A 17,943-nucleotide genomic window follows, 5' to 3' on the forward strand; every position below is an offset into this window, starting at 1 on the left:
CCCCCCAGTCCCGCGCCCCCAGTCCCGCGCCCCGGCGCCTGCTTGGTAGCAGTTGCAGACGTCGGAGCGCGGTGATGGTGGTACTTGCAGACGCCCCCAGCTCAGTCGAGGAAGATGTCCATCGCCAGCTCGGACTCCTCGCCCGTGGAGTACTGCGACAGGTCCGTCACCCCCGCCGAGGCCAGCACCTCGTCGTCGATCAGCGTCTGCCCGGTGAGCGTGCGCCCAGCAGTGGTGAGCACCACGTGTGCGGCGTCGGCGACGATCTCCGGGCTGCGCGAGCGGGCGATGCTCTCGTCGCCGCCCAGCAGGTTCTGCACCGCGGCGGTGGCGATGATGGTGCGCGGCCACAGCGCGTTGGCGGCGATGCCCTGCTCGGCCAGCTCGGTGGCCCAGCCCAGCGTCAGCAGGGTCATCCCGTACTTGCTCAGCGTGTAGGCCGGGTGCCCGCCCAGCCACTTGGGGTCCATGTTCACCGGCGGCGAAAGCGTGAGGATGTGCGGGTTGGTGCCCTGCGCCAGGTGCGGGATGCAGTACTTGGTGAGCAGGAAGGTGCCGCGCACGTTGATCTGCTGCATCAGGTCGAAGCGCTTCATCGGCAGGTCCACCGTGCCGGAGAGGTTGATGGCGCTGGCGTTGTTCACCACCACGTCGATGCCGCCGAACTCGGCGACGGCCTGCTCCACCACCCGCTGCACGTCCTCCTCGTTGCGGACGTCGCCCACCACCGGCAGCGCCTGCCCGCCCGCGGCGCGGATCTCCTCGGCGGCGCTGTAGACGGTGCCGGGCAGCCGTGGGTCGGCCTCTGCGGTCTTGGCCATCAGCGCCACGTTGGCTCCCTCGCGCGCCGCCCGCAGCGCGATGGCCAGCCCGATGCCGCGGCTGCCGCCGGACATCACGATCGTGCGGCCCCGCAGGGAACCCTGGGCCGGCGAACCCGAGGCCTGCGAGCCTGCTGCCTGGTCCGTGTGTCCGTCGCTCGTCATGAACCTCTCCTCACGCTGTGTCTACGGCGTGGGCCCACACCGAGATTCACCGACGGTAGCGGGAAGCAGCAGCCACTAAGGTGGCAGCCATGACTGCTCCGGACAGCCCAGCCTCACCCCGCGCCCAGATCGGTGTCACCGGGTTGGCGGTGATGGGGTCCAACCTCGCCCGCAACCTCGCCCGCCACGGCCACACCGTCGCGGTGCACAACCGCAGCGCCGCCAAGACCGACCGGCTGCTCGCCGAGCACGGCGACGAGGGCGACTTCGTCCGCGCCGACTCCCTGGCGGAGCTGGTCAACAGCCTGGAGAAGCCCCGCCGCGTGCTCATCATGGTGCAGGCCGGCGACCCCACCGACTCGGTGATCAACGACCTGGCCGACCTGATGGAGCCGGGCGACATCATCATCGACGGCGGCAACGCCCTCTACACCGACACCATGCGTCGCGAGGCCGCCATGCGCGAGCGCGACCTGCACTTCGTCGGCACCGGCGTCTCCGGCGGCGAGGAGGGTGCGCTCAACGGCCCGTCGATCATGCCCGGCGGCTCGAAGGAGTCCTACGAGGCGCTCGGACCGCTGCTGGAGTCCATCGCCGCAGAGGTCGACGGCACGCCGTGCTGCGTGCACGTCGGCCCCAACGGTGCCGGCCACTTCGTCAAGATGGTGCACAACGGCATCGAGTACGCCGACATGCAGCTGATCGGCGAGGCCTACGACCTGCTGCGCCACGCCCTCGGCAAGACCCCCGCCGAGATCGCCGCCATCTTCCGCGAGTGGAACGGCGGGGAGCTGGAGAGCTACCTGGTGGAGATCACCGCCGAGGTGCTCGACCACGTGGACGCCAAGACCGGCAAGCCGTTCGTCGACGTGGTGGTGGACGAGGCGGGGCAGAAGGGCACCGGCCGCTGGACGGTGAAGTCCGCGCTCGACCTGGGCATCCCCGTCAGCGGCATCGCCGAGGCGGTGTTCGCCCGCGCGCTGTCCAGCCACACCGACCAGCGCGCCGCCGCCCGCGAGCTCACCGGCGGCACCCTGAGCTGGACGGCCGAGGACGCCGACCAGTTCGTCGAGGACATCCGGCTGGCGCTCTACGCCTCCAAGGTGGTCGCCTACGCCCAGGGCTTCGACCAGATCGCGGCCGGCAGCACCGAGCACGGCTGGGACGTCGACCCGGCCGCCATGGCCACCATCTGGCGCGGCGGCTGCATCATCCGGGCCCGCTTCCTGGACCGCATCCGCGAGGCCTACACCGACAACGCCGAGCTGCCCTCGCTCATCGTCGACCCCTTCTTCCGGGAGGCCGTGGAGAACGCCCAGGACAGCTGGCGCCGCGTGGTGGTTGCCGCCACCCTGCGGGGCATCCCGGTGCCCGGCTTCGCCTCCGCGCTGTCCTACTACGACGCCCTGCGGGCCGAGCGGCTGCCGGCCGCCCTCACCCAGGGCCTGCGTGACTTCTTCGGCGCGCACACCTACGGCCGGGTGGACACCGACGGCAAGTTCCACACCCTCTGGGGCGGCAACCGCTCCGAGCTCCCTGCCTGACCCACCACCTGCTGAGCAGGGGCTTTCGCAGCGCACGCCCGGTCCCGGCAGCCGCCGGCGACCGGGCGTGTCGCTGAACACCCTCGCCGCGCCGTCACTCTCCGCCCAACGGCCTGTATGATTACCTCAGGCAAGCACGATGATCGTGCTGCTCCAGCGCGGCGTCACCGCCGCGCACTCCCGAGCACTCCGCTGGCGTCAGTCCGGCGATGCTCGGACACATCCGCTGCAACGGCTGATCCAGCTGCTGCGCGACGTCCTCGTGACTGTCCACACCTCGTTGTGTGCCGCCGGGACGTGACCACGTACCGGAGGTACACCCTTGACCGCACCGCAGTCCCCGTCCCGCCCCCGCCGACGCTCGGGCCGACGTCCGGCCGGCGCCCCCGCCGCAGCCGAGACCACCGCCACCCCGAGCACCGGTGGCCACGCCGCAGCGGCTCCCCGCACCGCCGCCCCTCGCGCGGCGGCCCCCCGCCGGGCCACCAAGGCCCAGGCTGCACCGGCCACCGCTGCCCCGGCCGCCTCGACCGTGCCCGACCACGACGCGTCCAGCACGCCGACGCCGACCCGCACCTTCGCCGAGATCGGCCTGCCCGAGGCTCTCGTGGCTGCGCTGGTCGCCCAGGGCAAGCCCGCCCCGTTCGCCATCCAGACGGTCACCATCCCCGACTCCCTGGCCGGCCGCGACGTGCTCGGCCGCGCGCAGACCGGCTCGGGCAAGACCCTGGCCTTCGGCCTGCCGATGCTGGCCAAGCTGGCCGGCGCCCGCTCCACCCCGCGCAACCCGCGCGGGCTGGTGCTGGTGCCCACCCGCGAGCTCGCCTCGCAGGTCACCGCTGAGCTGGAGCCGCTCGCCAAGGCCCTGGGCCTGCGCATCGGCACCGTGGTCGGTGGCGTGAACATCGGCCGCCAGGTCAGCCAGCTCGCCGACGGCATCGACCTGCTCGTGGCCACCCCCGGCCGGCTGGCCGACCACGTGCAGCAGCGCACTGCCGGCCTGCAGGACGTGGTCATCACCGCGCTCGACGAGGCCGACCACATGGCCGACATGGGCTTCCTGCCCCAGGTGACCAAGCTGCTGGACAAGACCCCGCGCGGGCAGCGCCTGCTCTTCTCGGCCACCCTCGACGGTGAGGTCGACAAGCTGGTCAAGCGCTACATGACCAACCCCGTGACGCACTCCACCGCGCCGCCGTCGGCCAGCGTCACCACGATGGAGCACCACCTGCTGATGATCGACCCCGACGACAAGAAGAACGTCGTCGCCCACATCGCCGCGCGCGAGGGTCGCACCATCATGTTCGTGCGCACCAAGCACGGCGTGGACCGGCTCGCCAAGCAGCTGCGGGCCACCGGCGCGATGACCGGTGCCCTGCACGGCGGCAAGGCGCAGAACAACCGCACCCGCACGCTGGACGCCTTCAAGGACGGCACCACCCCGGTGCTGGTGGCCACCGACGTCGCCGCCCGCGGCATCCACGTCGACGACGTCAGCCTGGTCGTGCACGTCGACCCGCCGGCCGACCCCAAGGACTACCTGCACCGCGCCGGCCGGACGGCACGGGCCGGCGACCAGGGCATCGTGGTCACCCTGGTCACCCACCCCGAGCGGCGCGAGGTGGAGGCCATGACCCGCAAGGCCGGCGTCAAGGCGATCAGCACCCCGGTGCGCGCCGGTGACACCGACCTGGCCCGGATCACCGGAGCCCGCAGCCCTAGCGGCACCCCGGTGATGGCACCGGCTCCCCCGCAGCAGCAGGTCAGCCGGGCCGGCGGTCGTCGGGGTGGTGTGGGCGGCGGCGCAGCAGCACCGCGCCGCTCCGGCTCCGGGCAGGCCCGCCGCGGCGGCAGCGCCGGCGGTGGGGGCGGCCAGCGCCGCTCCCAGGGCCGCTAGCCCCTCCAGCACCTCGACACCAGGCCGCTCCTGCTCAGCAGGGGCGGCCTGGTGTCGTCAGCGCACCTCGCTGGGTACCGGCGGGTCGTCCTCGGCCGCCGCCTGCAGCGCCTGGCGCTCGCCGTCGAGCTGCTCGCCCTCGATGTCCACCCGCGGCAGGACCCGGTCGGCCCAGGCCGGCAGCCACCACGCCCGCCGGCCGAACAGCGCCAGCACGGCCGGCACCAGCGTCATCCGCACCACGAAGGCATCGATCAGCACCCCGATGGCCAGGGCGAGGGCGATCGACTTGGTGATGGGGTCGTCCGACAGGGCGAACCCGACGAACACCGAGGTCATGATCAGCGCCGCCGCGGTGACCACCCGGGCGCCCTCGCGAAAGCCCACCCGGACCGCCTCGTCCGGGTCGGCGCCGTGCACGTGCTCCTCGCGCATGCGGGTCACCAGGAACACCTCGTAGTCCATGGCCAGGCCGAACAGCAGCCCCACCAGCAGCACGGGCAGGAAGCTGGTGATGGGGCCGGGGGTGTCCACCCCGAGCAGCCCGCTCAGCCAGCCCCACTGGAAGACGGCGACCACGCAGCCCAGCGAGGCGCCGACGGTGAGCAGGAACCCCGCCGCCGCCTTCAGCGGCACCAGCACGGAGCGGAACACCACCGCCAGCAGCAGCAGCGCCAGGCCGACCACCACCACCAGGAACAGCGGCAGCGCCGAGGACAGCCCCTGGGAGACGTCGATGCCCAGCGCGGTCGGGCCGGTGACCTGGACGACCGACCCGGTGTCGGCGCCCAGCCCCGGAGCTGCGTCCCGGATGGTGCGCACCAGCTCGGTGGTCTCCTCGGAGTCGGGACCGCTGCGGGGCACCACGTTGACCAGGGCGAGGTCGCCCGAGGGCGCGGCCATCGGTGCGGTCACCTGCGCCACGTCCGGGCTCACCGCTCGCAGCGCGGCAGCCACCCGGGAGGCCGACTGGGTGACGTCGGCGCCGGATCCGCGGGTGTCCACCACGATGGTGAGCGGGCCGTTGACGCCCGGTCCCAAGTGCTGGGCCACCAGGTCGTAGGCCTTGCGCTGAGTGCTCTCCGGCGGGGCGGTGCCCGCGCTCGGCAGGCCCAGCTGGATGTCCTGCACGGGCAGGGCGAGCGCCCCCAGCCCGGCAACCACCCCGATCACCACCAGCACCGGGAAATGGGTGACCAGCCGCACCCACCGCTCCCCCATGGTGTTGCCGCGGGCCTGCCGACGGGCCACCCGTGATCCCGGCACGGGCACCAGGCGCTCACCCGCCAGACCCAGCATCGCCGGCAGCAGGGTGAGCGCCACCAGCACGGTGATCAGCACCGTCGCCGCGGCCACCAGACCCATCGAGCCGAGGAACGGGATGCCCACCAGCGTGAGCCCCACCAGCGCGATCATCACCGTGAGGCCGGCGAACACCACCGCGCTGCCGGCGGTGCCCACGGCCAGCGCCGCCGAGTCTTCCGGGCGCATGCCGGTGGCGAGCTGGCTGCGGTGCCGGGAGACGATGAACAGCGAGTAGTCGATGCCCACGGCCAGCCCGAGCATGAGGGCGAGGATCGGCGCGGTGGAGGACACCTCCACCACCCCGGACAGCGCGACCAGGCCGCCCACGCCCACCGCCACCCCCACCAGCCCGGTGAGCAGCGGCATGCCGGCGGCCAGCAGCGAGCCGAAGGTGACCACCAGGACCGCCAGGGCCAGCAGCAGCCCCACGCCCTCCAGCGGTGAGATCGCACCCTGCCCGCCCTGCACCAGCTCACCGCTGACCTCCACCGTCAGCCCGGCCGCCCGCTCCGGCCCGCCCAGGGCCTTCAGCGCGGTGCGGTCGGAGTCACCGAGCTCGGCGGTCTGCACGTCGTAGCGCAGCTGGGCCATGAGCACGGCGCCGTCCGGGGAGGTCACGGTGGTGACGCCGGCCGGGCCGGGAACCACGTGCGGCAGCTGCTGGGCGGCGGCGAGCACCCGCTGCGCCTGGGCCTGCACGGCCGGGTCGGTCACCGTCGTGCCGGCCGGGCCGGTGATGACGATGGTGGCCGAGGAGCCGCTGGCCGCGGGGAAGCGCTCGGCCAGCGTGTCGATGGCCTGCTGTGACTCGGTACCGGGGATGGAGAAGGAGTTCTCCGGGGTGGGGCCCTTGAACAGGGCGGCGCTGGTGCCGACGACGGCCACCAGCACCACCCAGGCGGCCACCACCGTCCACCGGTGCAGAAAGCTCCACCGGCCGAGCTGGGCGAGCAGTGTGGCCATGGGTGTCCTCCGGGAGCTCGTCAGGCGCGGGTCGGAGCGGGGGCAGCAGGGTCCGGTGCAGCAGGGTCCGGCGCAGAGGGATCCGGCGCAGAGGGATCCGGCGCAGAGGGATCCGGCGCAGAAGGATCCGGCGCAGCAGAGCCGGGAGCGAGCACCGGCAGGGCGGCGGCGAGCAGCGCAGGACCCAGCTCCTCGTCGGGCACGTCCAGCAGAACCATGGCGGTCTCCGCCACTCCCGTGATGGCCACCCGGACCGCGACCTCCTCGGCCAGCCCGGCGCCGGGCCCACAGAACAGCGCGCGCACGCGGTCGGTGTACTCGTCCAGGCGCAGGGCGGGCTCCAGCTGGTGCAGCCGCTCCCCGTGACGCAGCATCAGGAACACCTCGTAGCGGTGCGACACGATCAGCCGCACCAGGTCGGTGGCCTGCTGCGCACGGTCGGTGTGCGCGGCGACGGCCAGGTACTCCTGCATCCGCTGCAGCGGCTCGAGCAGCGCCTGCGCCACCAGTGCCTCCTTGGACGCGAAGTGGTAGAGCAGCGCCGACTTGGAGTACCCCACCGAGGCCGCGATCTCCTGCAGGGTGGTCGCCTCGTAGCCCTGCGTGGCCACCAGCTCGAGGGTGCGCGCGCGAATCTCGCCGAGCACTTCCTCGCGGGTCTGGCGCACGGCAGCTCCCCGGGGCGGCGGGTGGTGACGTGGCACACCCTACCCAGAAACTGACCCCGTGGTCAGGATCTGACCACGGGGTCCACTACCACTCCAGCCCCCGTCGGTGCTGGTCACCGCCCTGCGAGGCTCAGACGTCGGCGATGACGGAGAAGTCCTCGCCGCCGCGCCCGTCCTCCTGCGCCGCCTCCAGGGCGTCGTGCGCGGCCTGCACCGCGTGCAGGCCGAGCGTGGCCGAGAGGATCAGGTCGGTGTCCTTCAGCAGCGCGTCCGCGGTGAACTGCGCCTCCTCGAAGTCGCGCTCGGAGAGCTGGCGCTTCTTGGCCGCCACGGCGGGAGCGAGCATGGAGCCGGCCAGCAGCGACAGCGTGACGTCGCGGTCCAGGCCGGTGTCCGACGCCAGGGTCAGCGCCTCGGACACGCCCTGCATCGCCACGGCCAGCGCCAGGTTCACCACCAGCTTGCCGGCGGCGGCCTCCCGCTGGGTGGGGAAGGTGCGGATCTTGGCCGGGTCGCCCCACAGCAGCGCCAGCTCCCGGGCCTCGGCCACGTCGCCGGCGTCGCCGCCGAGCAGCACGCCCAGCTCGCCCGCCGCCGCCGGGACCATCGACCCGATCACCGGCCCGGCCACGTAGCGCACGCCGCGCTCACGGGCCGCCGCGGCGAAGCGGTCGGTGTCGTCGGGCCCGACCGTGCTCACGTCCAGCCAGAGCGTGCCCTCGGGCAGCAGGTTCGGACCGATCACCGTGTCACGCACCGAGGGCGGACCGAAGAGCACGGTGACGACGGTGTCCGCGCCCGCCACCGCCTCCTGCGGGGTGTCCACGGCGCGCGCCCCGGCAACCACCAGGGCCGCGGTCTTGTCCGAGGTTCGGTTCCAGACGGTCAGCTCGTGGCCCGCGGCGAGCAGGTGCCTGCCCAGCTGAGTGCCCATCAGTCCAGTTCCGAGCAGCGCGATGCGCACGCGAGAGCCCCTTTCGGCGAAGCGCTTGATCCATGACGTCGTTGCCGCGGCCCCGCACGGGCCGGCGACCGTCATTGTTCACGAGCCGGCTCAGCCAGCATCGTCAGGGCTGGGCGGCAGCCGCCCGGTCAGCGACGGCCGGGCCGCGGTGTCCGCCACCCATCTCCATGGACGTCCTAGCATTTTTTGCGTGGACGTCCTACTATCCGTGTATGGCTGACATCACACCTCCCCCGCTGCACGTGCCTGCGCACCCGGTGCGGTTCGTCACCGCGGCGAGCCTGTTCGACGGGCACGACGCGGCCATCAACATCATGCGCAGGGTGCTGCAGGCCCAGGGGGCGGAGGTGATCCACCTCGGCCACGACCGCAGCGTGGACGCCGTGGTCACCGCGGCGCTGCAGGAGGACGCCCAGGGAGTGGCGATCTCCTCCTACCAGGGCGGGCACGTGGAGTACTTCAGCTACCTGGTGGAGCGCCTGCGCGAGGTCGGCGCCGGGCACGTGCAGGTCTTCGGCGGGGGTGGTGGCGTCATCGTGGCCGAGGAGATCAAGCTCCTCGCCTCCCGCGGGGTGAGCATCTTCGCGCCGGAGGACGGCCAGCGACTGGGACTGCCCGGCATGATCAACGAGCTGGTCCGCAAGTGCGACGTCGACCTGGCCGCCCAGGGCCCCGACGTGGACGCCCTGCTCGCCGGCGACCCGGCCGCCCTGGCTCGCACCATCACCGTGCTCGAGGCCGGCCGCTCGCCCGAGCTGGTGCAGCGGGTGACCGAAGCCGCCGCCGGGCGCACCGTGCCCGTGCTCGGCATCACCGGCACCGGAGGGTCGGGCAAGTCCTCGCTCACCGACGAGCTGCTGCGCCGCCTGCGGGTGGACAACGAGGACAAGCTGCGCATCGCGGTGCTGGCCATCGACCCCACTCGCCGACGCGGCGGCGCCCTGCTGGGCGACCGCATCCGGATGAACGCGCTCACCGAGGACACCGCCGGCGGCGGCTCCACCACCTACTTCCGCTCGCTGGCCACCCGCACGCCGGGCGCGCAGGTCCCGGAGAACCTCGAGGCGATCATCGCCTCGTGCAAGGCCGCCGGCTTCGACCTGGTGATCGTGGAGACCCCGGGCATCGGCCAGGGTGACGCGGCGATCGTGGACTTCTGCGACGTCGCCCTCTACGTGATGACGCCGGAGTTCGGCGCCGCCTCGCAGCTGGAGAAGATCGACATGCTCGACTTCGCCGACGTGGTCGCCATCAACAAGTTCGAGCGCCGCGGCGCCGAGGACGCCCGCCGCGACGTCGCCCGCCAGCTGGTCCGCAACCGGGAGGCGTTCGGCCAGCAGTGGCAGGACATGCCCGTCTACGGCACCAGCGCCGCCCGGTTCAACGACGACGGCGTCACCGCGCTCTACCAGCAGCTGCGCGAGCTGCTCGCCGGCAAGGGACTGGCCCTCGGCGAGGGCGTGCTGCCCACGGTGGACGTGATGGCCTCCACGGGCCTCACCAGCGCCATCCCGGCGCAGCGCTCCCGCTACCTGGCCGACATCACCGAGGCGGTGCGCGGCTACCACGCCCAGACCGCGGAGAACGTCGAGGTCGCCCGCCGCCGGCAGCACCTGCGCACCGCCGCCGAGCTGCTCTCCGGGGACGCCGCCGAGCAGGCCAGCGAGCTGGCCGCGCAGGCCGGCGACGCGCTGCACCCCGAGGTGGCCCAGCTGCTGGTGGACTGGCCCGCCCGGGTGCAGGAGTACTCCGGCGACGAGCTGATCTACACCGTGCGGGACAAGGAGATCCACACCCCGCTGCGCCGACCGACGCTGTCCGGCAGCTCGGTGCCCCGCGTGGCGCTGCCGCGCACCACCGACGAGGGCGAGCTCACCCGCTTCCTGCGCGCGGAGAACCTGCCCGGCTACTTCCCGTTCACCGCCGGGGTGTTCCCGTTCAAGCGCGCCGGGGAGGCGCCGGCCCGGATGTTCGCCGGCGAGGGTGACGCCTTCCGCACCAACCGGCGCTTCCGGCTGCTCTCCGACGGCAACGAGGCCACCCGGCTGTCCACCGCGTTCGACTCCGTCACCCTCTACGGCCGCGACCCCGACCGGCGTCCGGACATCTACGGCAAGGTCGGGACCTCCGGGGTGTCCATCGCGACCCTGGACGACATGCAGGTGCTCTTCGACGGCTTCGACCTGTGCTCGCCCACCACCTCGGTGTCGATGACCATCAACGGTCCCGCCCCGGCGATCCTGGCCATGTTCCTCAACACCGCCATCGACCAGCGCCTGGCCGTGTTCCGCGACGAGCACGGCCGCGAGCCGAGCCAGGACGAGGCCGCCGAGCTGCGCGCCTGGGTGCTGGCCAACGTCCGCGGCACCGTGCAGGCCGACATCCTCAAGGAGGACCAGGGCCAGAACACCTGCATCTTCTCCACCGAGTTCGCGCTGCGCTGCATGGCCGACATCCAGCAGTACTTCATCGAGAACGCGGTGCGGAACTTCTACTCGGTGTCCATCTCGGGCTACCACATCGCCGAGGCGGGGGCCAACCCCATCAGCCAGCTGGCGTTCACCCTCGCCAACGGCTTCACCTACGTGGAGTCCTACCTGGCTCGCGGCATGTCGATCGACGACTTCGCGCCCAACCTGTCGTTCTTCTTCTCCAACGGCATGGACGCGGAGTACTCGGTGATCGGCCGGGTGGCGCGGCGCATCTGGGCGGTGGCCATGCGGGAGCGCTACGGCGCCGGCGAGCGGTCGCAGAAGCTCAAGTACCACGTGCAGACCTCGGGACGCTCGCTGCACGCGCAGGAGATGAACTTCAACGACATCCGCACCACCCTGCAGGCGCTGTGCGCGATCTACGACAACGCCAACAGCCTGCACACCAACGCCTACGACGAGGCCGTCACCACGCCGAGCTCGGCGTCGGTGCGGCGGGCGCTGGCCATCCAGATGATCATCGACAAGGAGTGGGGGCTGTCGGGCAACGAGAACGCCCTGCAGGGCTCCTACGTCATCGACGAGCTCACCGACCTGGTGGAGGAGGCGGTCCTCGCCGAGTTCGACCGGATCGCCGAGCGCGGCGGGGTGCTGGGCGCGATGGAGACCGGCTACCAGCGCGGGCGCATCCAGGATGAGTCGATGCTCTACGAGCACCGCAAGCACGACGGCTCGCTGCCCATCGTGGGTGTGAACACCTTCCTCAACCCCGACGCCGACGACGAGGCGCACGGCTCGCTGGAGCTGGCCCGGGCGACGGAGCAGGAGAAGCAGTCCCAGCTGGACCGGCTGCACGACTACCACGACCGCCACCGCGGCGGCGCCGAGTCGGCCATCACCGAGCTGCAGCGCGCGGCCATGGGCGAGGGCAACGTGTTCGCCGCGCTGATGGAGGCGGTGCGGCACTGCTCGCTCGGCCAGATCAGCGACGCGTTCTTCGAGGTGGGCGGACAGTATCGGCGCAACGTCTGAGCGGGATAGGTTGACAGCCGTCATGGCTGACTCCCCCAAGCTCGACCCCATCGCCGAGGCGCACCGCCAGTGGGTGGCGCACGGCTGGGGCGAGGTGGCCGACGGGATGGCGGCGGTCACCTCGCTGATGCGGGCACAGCAGATCATGCTGGCCCGGGTGGAGGACGTGCTCAAGCCGCTGGGGCTGACCTTCTCCCGGTACGAGCTGCTGATGCTGCTCACCTTCACCCGCAGCGGTGCGCTGCCGATGAACAAGGCCAGCGCCCGCCTGCAGGTGCATCCCACCAGCGTCACCAACGCCGTGGACCGGCTCTCCGCTGCCGGGCTGGTGGTGCGGGTGCCGCACCCCAGCGACGGTCGCGCCACGCTGGTGGAGATCACCGAGGCCGGCCGGGAGCTGGCGCAGCAGGCGACGGAGCGGCTCAACACCGAGGTCTTCGCGCGCCCAGGGCTCTCCCCCCGCCGGGTGAGCACGCTGGTGTCGGCGCTCACCGAGCTCCGCCGGGACGCCGGCGACCTGGATGGCTGACCCGGAGACCTCGACGGCCGGGGCCCAGCCGAGCAGCAGCGTGACCGAGGAGCCCGACGGTCCGGCCCGGCTGGCTGGGCTGCGCCGGGAAGGTGCGGGGTTGCTGGCCGTGGTCCAGCACCGCCTCGCCGACCGGGACCTCGCGCTGCTCGCCGCCGGGCTCACCTTCTTCGCCGGGGTGGCCATCGTCCCGCTGTTCGTGGTGGCCTTCGGCCTGACCGCCTGGCTCAGCTCGGCGGAGCGGGTGCGCGAGCTGGGTGGGCGCCTGGCCGAGCTGCTGCCCGACGAGCTGGGCGCGCCGGGGGCCGTGCAGCGGCTGGTGTCGGCGGGTGTCGAGGTGGGGCCGTGGGGGGTGGTGCTGGCGCTGCTGCCGATGTCCTTCTACGGCGAGGGCCTGCGGCGCGCGCTGCTGCGCTTCTCCGCGCGCCGGGAGACGCTGGCCGGTTGGCGGGGACGGCTGCTGGCCCTGCCGCTGCTGCTGCTCACGCCCGCGCTGCTCTACCCGCTGCTGCTGGTGGTGCAGGTGATGGCCGACCTGGCCCGCACCGGCGGGGTCCTGGCCACCACCGGGCAGGTCGCGGTGGGCTTCTACGCCGTGCTGGCAGCGCTCACCGTCGTGCTGGCGTGGGGGTTCCGGGTGGTCGCCCCGGGGCGGATCGGCTGGCCGGCGCTGCTGGTCGGCGCCCCGTTCACGGCCGCCTGCCTGTCCGGGTTCCTGCAGGGCTTCGTGCTGTTCCTGTCCCTGCCGCTGGATCTCGGCGCCCCGTTCGGCGGGCTCGACGTGGTCGGCGGCATGGTGGCGGTGGGGCTGTGGATGTTCCTGCTGCACGTGGTGCTGATCGTCGGGTGGCTGCTCACCCAGGCGGTGGACGAGCGCCTGGCCGAGCGGGCGGGCCGCGCCTGAGCGCCACCTGGCTGGCCAGCCAGTACCATTGCGCCACGTGCGATTCCTCCACGAGCTGCCCCCGCCCTACGACCTGACCTACGACGACGTCTTCCTGGTGCCCAACCACACCGAGGTGGCGTCGCGCTTCGACGTCGACCTGGCCACCACGGACGGCTCCGGGACCACCATCCCCGTGGTGGTGGCCAACATGACGGCCGTCGCCGGCAAGCGGATGGCCGAGACGGTGGCCCGCCGCGGCGGTCTGGTGGTGCTGCCCCAGGACGTGCCCACCGAGGCGGTGGCCGACACCATCGGCTTCGTCAAGAGCCGCCACCTGGTGGCCGACACCCCGGTGGTGCTCTCGCCCGACGCCGCGGTCTCCGACGCCCTGGCCCTGCTGCCCAAGCGTGCGCACGGCGCGGTGGTCGTGGTGGAGGCCGGCCGGGCCGTCGGCGTGGTCACCGAGGCCGCGTGCGCCGGGGTGGACCGCTTCGCCCGGCTCTCCGACGTCGCCGACACCGACTTCGTCACCGTGGGCGTGGACTCCACCCCCCGCGAGGTGTTCGACACCCTGCACGCCGACGGCGCCACCCTCGCCGTGCTGGTGCACGACGATGGAACCCTCGCCGGCATCCTCACCCGCACCGGCGCCCTGCGGGCCGGCATCTACTCCCCCGCCCTGGACTCCCGCGGCGCGCTGCGGGTGGCGGCGGCCGTGGGCGTCAACGGCGACGTGGCCACCAAGAGCCGCGCCCTGGTGGAGGCCGGCGCCGACCTGCTGGTGCTGGACACCGCGCACGGGCACCAGGAGAAGATGCTGCAGGCCCTGCGCGCGGTGCGGGCCCTCGACCTGGGGGTGCCGCTGGTGGCGGGCAACGTGGTCTCCGCCCAGGGCACCGTCGACCTCATCGAGGCGGGTGCGGACATCGTCAAGGTCGGCGTCGGACCCGGCGCGATGTGCACCACCCGGATGATGACCGGGGTGGGCCGGCCGCAGTTCTCCGCCGTCGCCGACTGCGCGGTCGCCGCCGCCGAGCGGGGTGGACACGTGTGGGCGGACGGCGGTGTCCGCCACCCCCGCGACGTGGCGCTGGCCATCGCCGCCGGCGCCGCCAACGTCATGATCGGCTCCTGGTTCGCCGGCACCCACGAGTCCCCCGGCGACCTGCACCACGACGAGGCCGGCCGCGCGTACAAGGAGAGCTTCGGGATGGCGTCCAAGCGGGCGGTCGCTGCCCGCACCAGCGCCGACAGCGCCTTCGACCGCGCCCGCAAGGGCCTCTTCGAGGAGGGCATCTCCAGCTCGCGGATGCGCCTGGACCCCGAGCGCCCCGGGGTGGAGGACCTGCTCGACCACATCACCGCCGGGGTGCGCAGCACCTGCACCTACGCCGGGGCGCGCACCCTGGCGCAGCTGCACGAGCGGGCGGTGCTGGGCGTGCAGTCCGCCGCCGGCTTCGCCGAGGGCCGTCCCCTGCCCGCCGGCTGGTGACCGCGCTCGGCCGCGCGGGCCGCTGTCGCCTCCGCGCGGCAGCGGCCCGCGCCGGCCGCTAGCGTGAGCGTCATGGCCAAGATCGCGACCGCTGACGTCGTCTCCCGGGCAGAGCTGCTGGAGTTCCTCCGCCCCCGGCACAAGGCGATCTACGCCTGCACCCGGGCCGACGGGCGCCCCCAGCTGTCCCCGGTGACGTGCGGGGTGGACGAGCAGGGACGCATCGTGATCTCCACCTACCCGCAGCGCGCCAAGACCACCAACACCCGCCGCGACCCGCAGGTCAGCCTCTGCGTGCTCTCCGACGACTTCAACGGTCCCTGGGTGCAGGTCTACGGCACCGCCGAGGTGCTCGACATGCCCGAGGCGGCCGAGCCGTTCGTGGACTACTACCGCTCCATCGCCGGCGAGCACCCCGACTGGGCGGAGTACAAGCAGGCGATGGCCACCCAGGGAAAGTCGCTGATCCGCGTGGTCCCCACCGACTGGAGCCCGGTGGCCACCGGCGGCTTCCCGCCCGAGGTCGCCGAGCGGATGGGCTGAGCCGCTCCCTGGGCTGTGCCGGATTCGTCCTGTTGGGCGGAGCGCACCTCGCTGTCCACCCGTTACGATGAACTGACCTCCTGTCTCGCTTCCGGGGCAGGACCCTCGAGAGGAAGGACCCCGGTGCCTGCGGCGCCTACCCGCGTCCCCACGACCACCGTCGTGTCCGCCACAGCTGTTCCCGTCACCCCCGCCCAGGGGGCTGGCACCTCCGAGTCGTCGGACACCTCCCCGGAGGGGGCGAGTACGGAGCCGGGTCAACCCCCGGCTGCCCACCGCGTCGCGGGTGACCCGCGATGAACGTCCTGCTCCCCATCCTCGGACTCATCGGCTTCCTGGCGCTCACCGCCGGAACCGCGGTGTTCGTCGCCGCCGAGTTCTCCCTGACCGCGCTGGAGCGCAGCACCGTGGACGACGCGGCCGCCTCCCACGGCGACCGCCGCGCCAAGCAGGTGCAGCACGCACACCGCACCCTGTCCTTCCAGCTCTCCGGGGCCCAGCTGGGCATCACCATCACCACGCTGGTCACCGGCTACATCGCCGAGCCGGTGCTGGCCGGGCTGTTCTCCAAGCCGCTCACGGCCATGGGTGCGGGCGAGCCGCTGGCCGACGGCATCTCGCTGGCCCTGGCCCTGCTCATCGCCACCTCGGTCTCCATGGTCTTCGGCGAGCTGGTGCCCAAGAACCTGGCCATCGACCGGCCCCTCACCGTCGCCCGGGCCACCGCCGGCCTGCAGGCCGGCTTCTCCGCGGTGTTCAAGTGGGTCATCAACCTGCTCAACGACACCGCCAACCGGGTGGTGCGGATGTTCGGCGTGGAGCCCGCCGACGAGCTGCGCTCGGCCCGCTCCCCGCAGGAGCTGGGCTCGCTGGTGCGCACCTCCGCCCGGCACGGCTCGCTCAACGCGGGCACCGCGAACCTGCTCGACCGCTCGCTGCGCTTCGGCGAGCGCAACGCCGACGAGCTGATGACCCCGCGCGTGCGGATCGACACCCTGAACGCCGACGACACCGTGGACGACCTGCTGGCCGCCGCTCGGGCGACCGGGCACTCCCGGTTCCCGGTGGTCAACGGGGACCTGGACGACCCGCTCGGCGTGGTGCACGTCAAGCAGGCCTTCACCATCCCCGACGACCGCCGCCACGACACCCCGCTGGAGCGGATCGTGCGCCGCGTCGCCACCGTGCCCGCCACCCTGGACGGCGACGCCCTGATGGACCGCCTGCGCGGCGACGGGATGCAGGTCGCGTTCGTGGTGGACGAGTACGGCGGCACGGCCGGCATGGTCACCATGGAGGACCTCATCGAGGAGATCGTCGGCGACGTGCGCGACGAGCACGACCCCACCGAGCGGGACGTGCAGGCCACCGAGCGCGGCTGGGAGCTCTCCGGGCTGCTGCGCATCGACGAGGTGGCCGAGGCCACCGACTTCGACCCACCCGAGGGCGAGTACGAGACGATCGGCGGCCTGGTGCTCGCCGAGCTCGGCCGCATCCCCGAGGAGGGCGACGTGGTGCGGGTCGACGGCTGGCAGGTCGAGGTGCGCCGGATGGACGGGATGCGCGTCGACGTGGTCGACCTGGTCCGCCCGTCGGCCGCCCGCACCGACAGCGACATCGAGCGGAGCGAGAATGCCTGACTACGCCGCCATCCTGCTCGCCGTCCTGCTGCTGGCCCTCAACGCCTTCTTCGTCGGCGCGGAGTTCGCCCTGATCAGCTCCCGCCGCGACCGCCTGGAGGCCCTCGCCGACCAGGGCATCGCGCGCGCCCGCCTGGTCATGCGGGCCAGCGAGCAGCTGTCCCTCATGCTCGCCGGGTCCCAGCTGGGCATCACCATCTGCTCCATCGCCCTGGGCCGGGTCGGGGAACCGGCAGTGGCCCACGTGCTGGAGGGGGCGCTGCACCCGCTGGGGATTCCCAGCTCGGTGCTGCACGCCATCAGCTTCGCCATCGCCCTGAGCGTGGTGGTGGTGCTGCACATCCTGCTCGGCGAGATGGTCCCCAAGAACATCGCCATCGCCGGGCCGGAGAAGGCCGCGCTGCTGCTGGTGCCGGTGATGCTCATGTGGGTGCGCCTGGCCGGCCCGCTGATCGCCGCCTACAACTGGATGGCCAACGCGGTGCTGCGCGCGTTCGGGGTGCACGCCGCCGACGAGCTGGACACTGCCTACACCACCCGCGAGCTGGCCGGGATGATCGCCGAGTCACGGTCGGAGGGGCTGCTGGACGCCCAGGAGCACCGCCGGCTGAACCAGGCGCTCACCACCGCCGGGCGCACCGTCACGGAGGTGCTCATCCCGCTGGAGAACCTGCGCACCCTGGAGCCGACGGCCAAGGGCGGCGTGCTGCTGGGTGCGCTGGAGCAGGCGGTCAGCGAGACCGGCTACTCCCGCTACCCGGTGCGCAACCCCGACGGCACCCTCTCCGGCTACCTCCACGTCAAGGACGTGCTCGACTCGGTGATGGACGACGACGCCGGGCCGGAGACGGTCATCCCGCGCTCGCGCATCCGGGTGCTGCCGCCCATTCCGGCCAACCAGGAGCTGGACGAGGCGCTCGCCGGTCTGCGCCGCGCCTCCAGCCACCTGGGCCGGGCGGTGGACGCCGGCGGCAACACCATCGGGGTGGTGGCGCTGGAGGACCTGGTGGAGGAGTTCATCGGCACCGTCCGCGACGCCACCCACCGCGGTGAGCCGTGACG

Annotated in this window: 14 protein-coding genes; 10 read left to right on the forward strand and 4 right to left on the reverse strand. The window is 72.8% G+C overall.

Annotation, left to right across the window (positions count from 1 at the left end; all coding sequences use genetic code 11):
• Positions 1–101: 101 nt before the first annotated feature.
• Entirely contained in the window at positions 102–986 is an 885-nt protein-coding gene (locus tag AC3YO9_RS12140) for an SDR family oxidoreductase (RefSeq protein ID WP_489983324.1), read from the reverse strand.
• 89 nt (positions 987–1,075) lie between these two features.
• On the opposite strand from AC3YO9_RS12140, the gene gndA reads away from it, so the two are divergent.
• From gndA to AC3YO9_RS12155, 3 genes are all read left to right on the forward strand, one after another.
• Positions 1,076–2,530, forward strand: a complete 1,455-nt coding sequence (gndA, locus tag AC3YO9_RS12145) for an NADP-dependent phosphogluconate dehydrogenase (RefSeq protein ID WP_489983325.1) — start codon at positions 1,076–1,078, stop codon at positions 2,528–2,530.
• A gap of 139 nt (positions 2,531–2,669) precedes the next feature.
• On the forward strand, positions 2,670–2,831 hold the full coding sequence (locus tag AC3YO9_RS12150) for a hypothetical protein (protein WP_164860602.1): 162 nt from the start codon (positions 2,670–2,672) through the stop codon (positions 2,829–2,831).
• Between the two features lie 231 nt (positions 2,832–3,062).
• Positions 3,063–4,427 (forward strand): DEAD/DEAH box helicase, encoded by a 1,365-nt coding sequence (locus AC3YO9_RS12155; protein WP_206518214.1) that lies wholly within the window; start codon positions 3,063–3,065, stop codon positions 4,425–4,427.
• A 57-nt stretch (positions 4,428–4,484) separates the two neighbouring features.
• Here AC3YO9_RS12155 and AC3YO9_RS12160 read toward each other — a convergent pair whose 3' ends face one another.
• The 3 genes from AC3YO9_RS12160 to AC3YO9_RS12170 all read right to left on the reverse strand — a co-directional run bounded on the left by AC3YO9_RS12160 (position 4,485) and on the right by AC3YO9_RS12170 (position 8,327).
• Positions 4,485–6,695, reverse strand: coding sequence for an MMPL family transporter (locus AC3YO9_RS12160; RefSeq protein WP_489983326.1), 2,211 nt, complete (start codon positions 6,693–6,695; stop codon positions 4,485–4,487).
• 20 nt (positions 6,696–6,715) lie between these two features.
• Positions 6,716–7,363, reverse strand: a complete 648-nt coding sequence (locus AC3YO9_RS12165) for a TetR/AcrR family transcriptional regulator (protein WP_489983327.1) — start codon at positions 7,361–7,363, stop codon at positions 6,716–6,718.
• A gap of 130 nt (positions 7,364–7,493) precedes the next feature.
• On the reverse strand, positions 7,494–8,327 hold the full coding sequence (locus AC3YO9_RS12170) for an NAD(P)-dependent oxidoreductase (protein WP_241249821.1): 834 nt from the start codon (positions 8,325–8,327) through the stop codon (positions 7,494–7,496).
• 212 nt (positions 8,328–8,539) lie between these two features.
• On the opposite strand from AC3YO9_RS12170, the gene icmF reads away from it, so the two are divergent.
• The 7 genes from icmF to AC3YO9_RS12205 all read left to right on the forward strand — a co-directional run bounded on the left by icmF (position 8,540) and on the right by AC3YO9_RS12205 (position 17,941).
• Positions 8,540–11,791, forward strand: a complete 3,252-nt coding sequence (gene icmF / locus AC3YO9_RS12175; RefSeq protein ID WP_489983328.1) for a fused isobutyryl-CoA mutase/GTPase IcmF — start codon at positions 8,540–8,542, stop codon at positions 11,789–11,791.
• Positions 11,792–11,813: 22 nt separating this feature from the next.
• A complete protein-coding gene (locus AC3YO9_RS12180; protein WP_127782783.1) occupies positions 11,814–12,320 on the forward strand; it encodes a MarR family winged helix-turn-helix transcriptional regulator in 507 nt (168 codons plus the stop codon).
• Positions 12,313–13,224, forward strand: a complete 912-nt coding sequence (locus tag AC3YO9_RS12185) for a YhjD/YihY/BrkB family envelope integrity protein (RefSeq protein ID WP_489983329.1) — start codon at positions 12,313–12,315, stop codon at positions 13,222–13,224. The genes AC3YO9_RS12180 and AC3YO9_RS12185 overlap by 8 nt, the downstream gene beginning before the upstream one ends.
• A gap of 37 nt (positions 13,225–13,261) precedes the next feature.
• Positions 13,262–14,698 (forward strand): GMP reductase, encoded by a 1,437-nt coding sequence (gene guaB1 / locus AC3YO9_RS12190; protein WP_489983330.1) that lies wholly within the window; start codon positions 13,262–13,264, stop codon positions 14,696–14,698.
• A gap of 72 nt (positions 14,699–14,770) precedes the next feature.
• On the forward strand, positions 14,771–15,241 hold the full coding sequence (locus AC3YO9_RS12195) for a PPOX class F420-dependent oxidoreductase (RefSeq protein ID WP_127782780.1): 471 nt from the start codon (positions 14,771–14,773) through the stop codon (positions 15,239–15,241).
• 296 nt (positions 15,242–15,537) lie between these two features.
• Positions 15,538–16,881, forward strand: a complete 1,344-nt coding sequence (locus tag AC3YO9_RS12200; RefSeq protein ID WP_489983331.1) for a hemolysin family protein — start codon at positions 15,538–15,540, stop codon at positions 16,879–16,881.
• Positions 16,874–17,941, forward strand: a complete 1,068-nt coding sequence (locus AC3YO9_RS12205) for a hemolysin family protein (protein WP_127782778.1) — start codon at positions 16,874–16,876, stop codon at positions 17,939–17,941. Before AC3YO9_RS12200 ends, AC3YO9_RS12205 begins: the two co-directional genes overlap by 8 nt.
• Positions 17,942–17,943 lie beyond the last annotated feature (2 nt).

Source organism: Rhodococcus sp. Z6_132, assembly GCF_058133635.1.

Coding starts and splice junctions, on each gene's coding strand:
- AC3YO9_RS12205 (WP_127782778.1), top strand. CDS start 16,874: ATGCCTGACTACGCCGCCATCCTGCTCGCCGTCCTGCTGCTGGCCCTC.
- AC3YO9_RS12185 (WP_489983329.1), top strand. CDS start 12,313: ATGGCTGACCCGGAGACCTCGACGGCCGGGGCCCAGCCGAGCAGCAGC.
- AC3YO9_RS12180 (WP_127782783.1), top strand. CDS start 11,814: ATGGCTGACTCCCCCAAGCTCGACCCCATCGCCGAGGCGCACCGCCAG.
- AC3YO9_RS12200 (WP_489983331.1), top strand. CDS start 15,538: ATGAACGTCCTGCTCCCCATCCTCGGACTCATCGGCTTCCTGGCGCTC.
- AC3YO9_RS12160 (WP_489983326.1), bottom strand. CDS start 6,695: ATGGCCACACTGCTCGCCCAGCTCGGCCGGTGGAGCTTTCTGCACCGG.
- AC3YO9_RS12195 (WP_127782780.1), top strand. CDS start 14,771: ATGGCCAAGATCGCGACCGCTGACGTCGTCTCCCGGGCAGAGCTGCTG.
- gndA (WP_489983325.1), top strand. CDS start 1,076: ATGACTGCTCCGGACAGCCCAGCCTCACCCCGCGCCCAGATCGGTGTC.
- AC3YO9_RS12140 (WP_489983324.1), bottom strand. CDS start 986: ATGACGAGCGACGGACACACGGACCAGGCAGCAGGCTCGCAGGCCTCG.
- icmF (WP_489983328.1), top strand. CDS start 8,540: ATGGCTGACATCACACCTCCCCCGCTGCACGTGCCTGCGCACCCGGTG.
- AC3YO9_RS12150 (WP_164860602.1), top strand. CDS start 2,670: ATGATCGTGCTGCTCCAGCGCGGCGTCACCGCCGCGCACTCCCGAGCA.